Origin of the sequence: Micromonospora sp. RP3T, assembly GCF_003027925.1 — a bacterium.
Taxonomy (GTDB): domain Bacteria; phylum Actinomycetota; class Actinomycetes; order Mycobacteriales; family Micromonosporaceae; genus Micromonospora.
Map to the genome: position 1 here is coordinate 394,788 of NZ_PYPS01000001.1, position 9,424 is coordinate 404,211.

The 9,424-nt window shown below is 72.4% G+C and carries 12 protein-coding genes; 8 read left to right on the forward strand and 4 right to left on the reverse strand.

Going from position 1 to position 9,424, the window contains the following annotated elements; genetic code table 11:
• Window positions 1-19: 19 nt before the first annotated feature.
• Window positions 20-2,242 (reverse strand): intein-containing Rv2578c family radical SAM protein, encoded by a 2,223-nt coding sequence (locus C8054_RS01925; protein WP_306766800.1) that lies wholly within the window; start codon window positions 2,240-2,242, stop codon window positions 20-22.
• Here C8054_RS01925 and C8054_RS01930 point away from each other — a divergent pair.
• Window positions 2,178-2,597, forward strand: a complete 420-nt coding sequence (locus C8054_RS01930; RefSeq protein WP_107154911.1) for a thiol-disulfide oxidoreductase DCC family protein — start codon at window positions 2,178-2,180, stop codon at window positions 2,595-2,597. The genes C8054_RS01925 and C8054_RS01930 overlap by 65 nt on opposite strands.
• A 42-nt stretch (window positions 2,598-2,639) precedes the next feature.
• On the opposite strand, the gene C8054_RS01935 is transcribed toward C8054_RS01930, so the two are convergent.
• The 3 genes from C8054_RS01935 to trxA all read right to left on the reverse strand — a co-directional run bounded on the left by C8054_RS01935 (window position 2,640) and on the right by trxA (window position 4,508).
• The gene (locus tag C8054_RS01935; protein ID WP_233219426.1) at window positions 2,640-3,557 is read right to left on the reverse strand and encodes an HTTM domain-containing protein; all 918 of its coding nucleotides are present in this window, start codon (window positions 3,555-3,557) and stop codon (window positions 2,640-2,642) included.
• On the reverse strand, window positions 3,554-3,994 hold the full coding sequence (locus tag C8054_RS01940; RefSeq protein WP_107154912.1) for a hypothetical protein: 441 nt from the start codon (window positions 3,992-3,994) through the stop codon (window positions 3,554-3,556). The genes C8054_RS01935 and C8054_RS01940 overlap by 4 nt, the downstream gene beginning before the upstream one ends.
• A 151-nt stretch (window positions 3,995-4,145) precedes the next feature.
• Complete coding sequence (gene trxA, locus C8054_RS01945; protein WP_107154913.1) at window positions 4,146-4,508, reverse strand: thioredoxin; 363 nt, start codon at window positions 4,506-4,508, stop codon at window positions 4,146-4,148.
• A 545-nt stretch (window positions 4,509-5,053) separates the two neighbouring features.
• Between trxA and C8054_RS01950 the strand changes: the two genes are divergently transcribed.
• From C8054_RS01950 to C8054_RS01975, 7 genes are all read left to right on the forward strand, one after another.
• Window positions 5,054-5,569, forward strand: a complete 516-nt coding sequence (locus C8054_RS01950) for a MaoC family dehydratase (RefSeq protein WP_107154914.1) — start codon at window positions 5,054-5,056, stop codon at window positions 5,567-5,569.
• A 92-nt stretch (window positions 5,570-5,661) separates the two neighbouring features.
• Window positions 5,662-6,153, forward strand: a complete 492-nt coding sequence (locus C8054_RS01955; protein WP_107154952.1) for a hypothetical protein — start codon at window positions 5,662-5,664, stop codon at window positions 6,151-6,153.
• A 35-nt stretch (window positions 6,154-6,188) separates the two neighbouring features.
• Window positions 6,189-6,812, forward strand: coding sequence for an RNA methyltransferase (locus C8054_RS01960; RefSeq protein WP_107154915.1), 624 nt, complete (start codon window positions 6,189-6,191; stop codon window positions 6,810-6,812).
• 89 nt (window positions 6,813-6,901) lie between these two features.
• Window positions 6,902-7,600 (forward strand): DUF6758 family protein, encoded by a 699-nt coding sequence (locus tag C8054_RS01965; RefSeq protein ID WP_306766801.1) that lies wholly within the window; start codon window positions 6,902-6,904, stop codon window positions 7,598-7,600.
• Between the two features lie 118 nt (window positions 7,601-7,718).
• Window positions 7,719-7,877 (forward strand): hypothetical protein, encoded by a 159-nt coding sequence (locus C8054_RS32195; protein WP_013283898.1) that lies wholly within the window; start codon window positions 7,719-7,721, stop codon window positions 7,875-7,877.
• A 6-nt stretch (window positions 7,878-7,883) separates the two neighbouring features.
• Entirely contained in the window at window positions 7,884-8,756 is an 873-nt protein-coding gene (locus tag C8054_RS01970) for a PH domain-containing protein (RefSeq protein WP_107154917.1), read from the forward strand.
• A 103-nt stretch (window positions 8,757-8,859) separates the two neighbouring features.
• A partial coding sequence (locus C8054_RS01975; protein WP_107154953.1) for a SigE family RNA polymerase sigma factor occupies window positions 8,860-9,424 on the forward strand: 565 nt, incomplete at its 3' end.

The following is a 9,424-nucleotide window of genomic DNA, read 5'->3' on the forward strand; positions in this document are numbered from 1 at the left end:
GACTAACCCGCCGGCCCGGTCACAGCAGGGCGAGCTGTTCGGCGGCCGGTGCGGGTGGCGCGGTGTCGGGCAGCCGGCGGTTGTCGCCGACCTCACCGCGGTGCAGCCCGTGCCGGCGGGCCGCCATCCGGACCCGCGCGGTCACCTCCCGCTGGTACGCCTGCGGCGCGTACGCCCCGGCCTGGTAGAGCTGGCGGTAGCGGGGCACCAGATGGGGGAACTCGCGGGCCAGCCAGCGTGCATACCACTCCCGGGCGCCGGGGCGCAGGTGCAGCGGCAGCGGCGTCACGTCGACGGCCCCGGCGGCGGCGATCGCCGCGACGGTGGCGTCGATCGACTCCTCGCCGTCGCTGAGGCCGGGCAGGATCGGGGCCATCAGCACGCCGACCGGGAAGCCGGCGTCGGAGAGCCGGCGGACCGCGTCCAACCGGCGGCGCGGGCTCGGCGTGCCCGGCTCGGCCAGGCGCCAGAGCGTCTCGTCCACGAAACCCACCGAGTAGGACAGCCCGACCCGGGTCACCTCGGCGGCCTGGCGCAACAGGGGCAGGTCGCGCAGCAGCAGGGTGCCCTTGGTCAGGATCGAGAACGGGTTGGCGAAGTCGCGCAGCGCCGCCAGGATCGGCGGCATCAGGCGGTAGCGCCCCTCGGCCCGCTGGTAGCAGTCCACGTTGCTGCCCATGGCGACGTGCGCGCCCCGCCAGCGTGGGGCGGCCAGCTCGCGCCGGACCAGCTCGCCGGCGTTGACCTTGACGATCACCTTGCGGTCGAAGTCGACCCCGGCGTCCAGGTCGAGGTAGGTGTGGGTGTTGCGGGCGAAGCAGTTGTGGCTGACCACCCCGTTGGCGATGAAGTCACCGGTGCCGGTGGTGATGTCCCACAGCGGCAGCTCCAGCCCCAGGTCCTCGATGGATGTCACCTGGAGCCGCGCCGCGCACTTGAGCGCCGTGCCCTCGATCGAGCGGCGGTCGGTGACCGCCGGGTCGGTCAGGTGGAAGAAACGCAGCCGCTCCGGCAGGCCGCCGGTCAGCCGGACCTGGAGGCCCCCGTTGCGGTTGCCGGCATCGTCGAGCGCCCACCGGAAGTCGAGCCGGTCGAGCGCCTCGACCGTGCGGCACCGGCTCTCCTCGTCGGTGACGCCGATCCGGAACACGCCCCGGCGACAGCTGCCGGCGGCGTCGAACATGCCGGCCAGGAAGCCGTGCCGCCAGTCGTCGGTCGGCTCGTCGGGTGGCCGGACCAGCGCGGCGACGACCTCGGCCCGGACCGGCCCCACCGTGCGCATGGTGGTCAACCGGCGGGCCGGTCGCCCGGTCGTCCGCTCGACGTCGACCCCGGCGTCGGCGAGGAACCGCTCGGCCCGCTCCAGCGCCTCGGCCTCGACGGTGCGCAGCCGGAAGCGGAGGCGCGGGCCGTCGGCCTCCGCCTCGTGCCGTGGCAGCCGGCGTCGGTCGGCGTCACGGACCAGCGCGTGCAGGTAACCCCGGGGGTAGTCGGTGGAACGCTTCGGCGGAACGGCGAACCGACCGGTGCCCAGCAGGCGGTTGCGGGTGGTCAGGTGCGGGCGCCGCCCGCCGCCGCGCATGCCGCCGGTGACGTGCTTCCAGCCGCGTTCGGTGAGGAAGCGGTGGTCGCCGCTGGCCACCAGCGTGGTGCCGTCGGTCAGGGTGACCCGGTAGGCCCGCTTCACCGTCGACCAGGCGTCGAGCACGGTGGTGACGACGTAGTGCCGGTAGGCGCCGTGCCGCTGGGTGCCGTAGATCCGGTCGCCGGGCGTCAGCTCGCTGATCGGCCGGGTGCGCCCGTCCGCCATCAGGACCGGCGTGTCGCCGGCCAGGCAGTAGGTGCAGGCGTGGGAACAGCCACGGTAGGGGTTGACCGTCCACTCGAACGGCACACGTGACTGACCGGGCACCCGGTTGATGATCGACTTGGCCTGCACCTCGTAGAACGTCATGCCGGCGAAGTCGGGCGTGTCGAACGTGCGGACGACCGCGTGGGGCAGCGCCAGCGGCAGGGGTGGAGCCGCCGGCGCTGCCCGGTCAGGAGCCCCCTCGTCCGGGGGAGCGGAGAGGTTGTCCCAGCGCATGGCGTTCATTCGAACACGTGTACGAACCAAGCGCAAGTGACGCGCCGGACACCGCGCGCCGTGGCGACCGACGCGGGTGCAGGATGGAGGCATGGAGACGTCGACCTTCGTGTACGACGGCGACTGCGCGTTCTGCACCCGCTGCGCGCAGTTCATCGAACGTCGTATTCCCACCGGGGCCCGGGTGGTCCCGTGGCAGTTCGCCGATCTGGCGGCGCTGGGCCTGACGGAGGCCGAGTGCGAGGAGGCGGTGCAGTGGGTGGGCGCCGACGGCTCCCGGGCCGCCGGGCCGGACGCCATCGCGCGGCTGCTCGGCGACAGCGGGCGGCTCTGGCGCGTCGCCGGGGGTGGGCTGCGGCTGCCGCCGGTACGCGCCGCGGCCTGGTCCGCGTACCGCTGGGTGGCCCGCAACCGGCACCGGCTGCCCGGCGGCACCGCCGCGTGCGCCCTGCCCCAGGAGGCCCGCGAGCGCCTCTACGGCCCGGCCGGCCGCCCCGACCCCACCTCCTGACCCCCCCCACTCCCACCCACCCCCGGTCGCAGCGTGGCGTGATCAAGGAGTTTGCGTCGGCGTCGATCTCCGCGGAGACGCGAACTCCTTGATCACCGTGGCGGGCGGTGGGGAGGACGACGGTGGGGGAGGGGTGGGGCGGTGACGCAGGCGGCGGGCGAACGCCAGCGGGCGGACCTTCTCCAGCGGCAGGAACGCGGTCATCGCCACCAGGTGCGGCGCGAACGAGATGGTGATGGTCGCGACGGTCACCAGGTGGAACGAGTAGAAGAAGCCCACCATGGCCGTCCGCCACCGCTCGGGCAGCACGAACACCAGCGGGCTGAGCAGCTCGAACGCCAGGATGCCGAACTGGGCCACGATCAGCAGGTGCGGCACCTGCGCGATCAGGTCGGCGAGGTCGGTGCCGCGGCGGATGATCGCCCGGGCCAGCACCGAGCCGGTGGCCCAGTCGAGGCCGCCGAAGCGGAACTTCGCCCAGGCAGCCAGGAAGTAGGTGCAGATGACCGCGATCTGGGTGACCCGCAGCGCCCAGCCGCCCGCCTCGGTGCGGGTCGGGTCGCCGTGCCGGGCCCGGCCGGCGGTGGGCAGCACGGCCAGCGCCACCAGGAGCCCGAACCGGTCGTGGTCGACCTTGCCGTAGCTCATCGCCACGATCATCCACTCGAAGTAGAGCGCGAAGACCGTCCAGCCGAGCAGCCGCGGCGCGCGGCCGGTCGCGGCCAGCAGCGCGGCCACCAGCAGCACCCAGAAGACCACGCCGACCAGGGCGGGGGTGGGCGTGGGCAACGGGAGCAGCCGGCCGACGAGCAGCGGCTGGTAGAGGTCGCCGGGCACGTCGACGCGGGTGCGGACCCAGGGGGTGAAGACGACCAGGTCGGCGGCGACGAACAGGTAGACGAGCGTGCGGAACGCGGCGACCCGGCCGCGCGGCACCGCCTCGGTCAGCCAGCCGGTCATCCGGCGGTGTCCCAGCGTACGGCCGTGCGGTCGGTCCACTCACCGGTCGGGCGTCCGCCCCGGATGTCGTGCAGGCGGACCACGATGCGCACCTCCACCAGCGCCGGCGCGCCGGGATGGCGTTCCTCGTACGCCTCGGCGACGGTGCGCAGCAGGCTGGGATCGGCGGCGTACCGGGCCTGCTGGCCCTCGATCTCGGCGCGGCGGATGCCGGTGGCGTCCTGGCCGAGCGGGACCACGGCGCCACTCTCGTCGACGCCCTCGACCCGGGTGTCGGGGGCCGGCGCGTCCGGCGGGTCGGAGGTGGAATACATCCGGAACGGCCCGAACGGGAAGTCGTCGTCCGTGCCGTGCACGGTGCCGAGCAGGAGCAGCGCCATCCCGAGCAGGGTGACGCCGAGCCGGACGGCACGCCCGCGCGCGGTCAAGGTCTCCATCAGGTCGTGACGATACGGGAGTGAACCGTCCGGAACTGTCCCTCAGTCGGCCATTTCCCACTGCCCGTCCCGCCGGTCCCCCCCCGGTACGCGAAACGCCGCCGGCCGGCCCCGCGAACGGGCCCGGCCGGCGGCGGAAGACGCGCCGTGCTCAGTGCTTGTGCTCGGCCAGCTTCTTGCGGACGTCGTCCATGTCCAGCTGCTCGACCTGCTCGATGAGGTTCTCCAGCGCCGACTCCGGCAGCGCGCCCGGTTGGGCGAACACGATGACGCCGTCGCGGATCGCCATCACGGTCGGGATGGAGCTGATGTTGAACTTGGCCCCCAGCTCCTGCTGCGCCTCGGTGTCGACCTTGCCGAAGACGATCTCCGGGTGCTTCTCCGAGGAGCGCTCGTACACCGGGGCGAAGCGCTTGCACGGACCGCACCACTCCGCCCAGAAGTCGAGCAGGACGATGCCGTCCCGGCTGGTCACCTCGTCGAAGTTGGCCGTGGTCAGCTCAACCGTTGCCATGCGCTCTCTCCGATCACCGCGGATTGCCGTACGTCCGGTGGAACCAGGGTCGGTCCGTGAGAATTCCCGTGACCTGGGCGACGAAACGCCGACCGCTCCGGACGTGACCTCCAGCACATCGAACCTTATCTGTTCGCAAGATCGTGCGGATCGCAAATGCAGGACGCATTTGCGTGACGGGACGTGATGGGAGCGTTTCCAAGGAGATCACGCTGCGTCGCCGCCAAGATTCGATAATTTGCGTGTTGACAAGCGGTGATCCAGCCTGCGGAGATCGCTTGGGGGGAGGCAGGCGGTGACTCTACGTATTGTTACGAAAAGATAAATGTGACGCCGGTCTCTGTTGAACCCTGGCCCCGTACGGCAGAATCTTTCACATCAGAGCGTGGGCGGCGGGTGCCGGGGAGGGCCCCGCCGCTCATTGCGTCTCCCCCCGGGTGGCGCCCGGTGTGACATTTCCGCCGCGCGAGCGCCCCGCCCCTTGCCTTAACCAGCGGTAAGGCATGCTGTGCCGAACTCCATCGCCGCCCGTCGAAGGGACCAGGATGCAGTTCGGCCGCTACTACGAGGAGTTCGAGGTCGGCGCGGTCTACCGGCACTGGCCGGGCAAGACCGTCACCGAGTACGACGACCACCTCTTCTGCCTGCTCACCATGAACCACCACCCGCTCCACCTGGACGCGCACTACGCCGAGTCCGCCTCCCAGTTCAAGCGCAACGTGGTGGTCGGCAACTACGTCTACTCGCTGCTGCTGGGCATGTCCGTGCCGGACGTGAGCGGCAAGGCGATCGCCAACCTGGAGATCGAGTCCCTGCGGCACGTCGCCCCGACGTTCCACGGCGACACCATCTACGGCGAGACCACGGTGCTGGACAAGCGCGAGTCGGCCTCGAAGCCGGACCGCGGCGTGGTCGCGGTGGAGACCCGCGGCTACAACCAGGACGGCACGCTGGTCTGCGTCTTCCGCCGCAAGGTCATGGTTCCGAAGCAGGAGTACGCGGCCGCCGCCGTGCCGGAGGGCGTCGACCCGGAGCGCCCGAGCTTCCCCGAGCCGCGCTGAGCCGGGCACCCCGCCGACCGGGTCCCGGCCCCCTTCTGCGGGGACGGGACCCGGACCGGCCGCCGGGGCATATGCTCTGGCTGGAGGTCCCCATGAGCCACTCCGTCGCCGGAGAGCCGCCCTCTGCCGGTCGCCGCGCCGCACCGCTCACCACCGCCGCCTACTCCGCGGCGGAGTGGGACCTGCTGACCGACCTGCCCGGCCGGGTCCTCGTCGCCGCCGCCTCGCCCGGTCCCGGCCGCCCGCCACGGGGGATCGCCGCCGGGCTGGCCGGCCTGGACGCGGTGGCCGCCGGCCGCGCCTTCGACAGTGATCTGATCCGCGCGGTGGTCACCGCCATCTACGCGCGTCACGACGGGGCCACCGTCCGGGTCGAGCGTCTCACCGACCTGGTCGACCTGCTCGCCGCCGCCCGGGCCGCGGTGCGCGTGCTGCGCCGCCGGGCCGACCCGGCCGACTCCGCCGCGTACCGGCAGTGGGTGGAGTCGGTGGCCGCCCGGGTGTGCCGGGCCGGCGGGACGTCGCCCAGCCCCGCCGACCGGCGTTTCCTGGACCGGCTGGCCGGCGCGCTCGACCTGCGCTGACGGCGCGCGCCGCCGGATGCGTACGCTCGGCAACCGTGACCGACGACCAGCTCGACGTGGGGGTGGGGCCGTGGACCGGTGACCCGCCGGACGACCCGCGACTCGACCCGGAGCTGCTCGCCGCCGGCGACCGGCGCAACGTGGTGGACCGCTACCGCTACTGGCGGCGCGAGGCCGTGGTGGCCGACCTGGACCGGCGGCGGCACGACTTCCACGTGGCGATCGAGAACTGGCAGCACGACTTCAACATCGGCACCGTGGTCCGCAACGCCAACGCGTTCCTCGCCGCCGAGGTGCACATCGTCGGGCACCGGCGGTGGAACCGTCGGGGCGCCATGGTGACCGATCGCTACCAGCACGTCCGGCACCACCCGACGATCGAGGGGTTCGTCGCGTGGGCGGCCGGGGAGCGGCTGCCGGTGGTCGGCATCGACAACCTGCCCGGCTCCCGGCCGCTGGAGACCGCCGTCCTGCCCCGCCGCTGCGTGCTGCTCTTCGGCCAGGAGGGGCCGGGGCTGTCACCGGTGGCCCGGACGGCCTGCGACGCGCTGTTCTCGATCGCCCAGTACGGCTCGACCCGCTCGATCAACGCGGGGGTGGCCAGCGGCATCGCCATGCACGCCTGGGTCCGGTCGTACGCCGGGCCGCCGCCCGGCTGACGGATCGCGGTTGTATCGCCGGGCGAAAATCCCACGTTCGTCGGCCCGCCCCGCTTGACGGCCCGCCGCGTCGGCGGGACGGTGAAGGCGTGACTGTCGCGGTGAGTTGTCCGAGATGTGCGGGCCCGGTACGCGAGCCGGACCTGATGCACGGCGAGTACCGATGCCTGCGCTGCGGCCCGGTCCCGCCCCTGCACGTGCCGGAACACATCGGCGCCGAGATCATGGCGAGCGTGGTCGAGCGGGTGGCCGCCGACGGCGACACGCCCGACCGGACCGGCGTGCCGCTCTGGTGTCCGTGGCCGCTCCCACCGGGTTGGACGCTGACCGGCGTGGCCTGGGCGGGCGACGAGCGGGCCGGCATCCGGGCCACGGCGGTCGCCTGCGCCGGCCCGGCGCCGCTCGACGGTGGACCGGCCGACCTCATCTTCGTCGCGGAGGAGCCCGGTGTGGGCCTGGGTTCCCGCTTCGCGGGACTGCCCGGCCCCGATCCCGGCCCCCAGGTCGAGGAGGCGCTGACCGATCCCGGCCCTGGTCACCCGAAGCGTGTGCCGCACGCGAAGATCCGGGTGGCCGGCCATCCGACTCCACTGTGGCTCGTCCGGTCCGAAACGGATCGAAGCGCGTACGCCGGAGAGGCTCGGGGAATGTGGCTCCATGCGATAGCCTGGCCGGCGAGCGCGGGTCACCTCCTCGCGGAAGAAGTCGTTCTGTGCGACCTCACCGAGTGGACACCGCCCGAGCTCGTGTACGGCGCACCGTCCCCGTATCTGCACGGGCAGGCCTGACCGGCCGGCACCGGCGAGTCGGGGAACGGACGCAGATATTCACGGTAAGACACCATGCTGATACTCTGGGTGCCGCTGCGGTACTTGGACCCGGCTCCGCGCGAGAGGATGGCCCGCTATGGTCAAGAAGGTCCTCACCTGGGCCGGCATCGCATTCTTGATCTTCTTCGTCGCCTACCGACCCAACTCGGCAGCCGACGTGTTCAAGTCTCTCGGTGGCGGCATCATGGACATCGCGCAGGGCTTCGGTGATTTCTTCACCAACCTGGTCGCCTAGCCGGCCATGGGAAGCCCTTCCGGTCCACCCTTCGACCCGGACGATCCCGACCGGGCACGCCGGGAGCGCGACACCGAGCCGATCCCCCGGATCGACCCGGACGACGGTCCCGGCTACGGCGCCGGTCCCGGATACGGGGCCGGTCCCTCCCTCTCGGAGGATGCCGCGTTCGGCGACGGACCGGGTTTCGCCGGGGAGGGTCGCTCCGGTCGCGCCTGGGCGCGTGACCCGGAGGGCTATCCGGAGCAGCCGATCTCCGAGGAGGAGCTGGCCGGTCTCCGGGTCGACGCCTCCGGCATGGCCCCGCGCCGGGTGCTGCCCCTGGAGGACGAGCCCAGCTCGCTGGTCGCGCGCTACCTCTTCCCCACCGAGCGTTACCGGGGCGAGTGGAAGCGGCACTGGATCCACCTCAGCACACCGATCATCGTCGGCATCGCGGCCACGTTCGTGCTCGGCTACCTCTCCGGCTTCCTCGCCGGGCGGGACGTCGGCGCGCTGACCACCATCGCGGTGCTGCTCTGGTTCGCGGTGATGGGCTGGGTCGCCTGGCGGGTCGCCGACTGGTGGTACGACCGCTTCATCCTGACCAACAAGCGGGTGATGGTGGTCAACGGCATCATCACCCGCCGGGTCGCGATGATGCCGCTGGTCCGGGTCACCGACATGAAGTACGAACAGACCCCGACCGGCCGGGCCCTCAACTACGGCACGTTCGTGCTGGAGTCGGCGGGTCAGGAGCAGGCGCTCCGCGAGGTCAAGAACCTGCCCAACCCGAACGAGCTCTACCTGCGTGTGGTGGAGGAGATGTACGAGCCGCAGGCCGTCGAGGCGCGGTTGGGCAAGGAGGCCGACGAGGCCAAGGCCGACGACGGCGCCTGAAACTTTTCGTCCGAACATCTCAGGGACTGCGCACCTTTCGCCGTCGACCCGACCCGCTCGGTCGTGGGAGCCTGCCAGGCAGGACGGGGGCGCGGAGGTGGGCGTGGCGAGCAGGGATGCGCTGGAGGAGGAGTTCCGCGAGTTCGTCGCGGCCCGATCCGGCGCCCTGCTGCGTACCGCCTATCTGCTGGCCGGTGACTGGGCGACCGCCGAGGACCTGCTCCAGACCGCGCTGACCAAGACCTACCTGGCCTGGAAGCGGCTCGGCGGGATCGACGCCATCGAGCCGTACGCCCGTCGGGTCCTGGTCAACACGTCGACCAGTTGGTGGCGTCGCCGCTGGCACGGGGAACGACCGACCGAGGTGCTGCCCGAGCGGGCCGGCGTCGACGAGATCGAACACCAGCTCGACCGGGACGCGCTCTGGCGGCACCTCCAGGCGTTGCCCGCCCGCCAGCGGGCCGTGCTGGTGCTCCGCTTCTACGAGGACATGTCGGAGGCGCAGACGGCCGCCCTGCTGGAGATCTCCCCGGGCACGGTCAAGAGTCAGACCTCCCGGGCGTTGAACACGCTGCGCCGCCGCCTCGGCTCGGCGGCCGCCCTGGGCCTGCCGGGCGAGCCGGCCCCCGCACCCGCCCCGGCCCCCACCCCGCCCCGCGTCCTGCCGG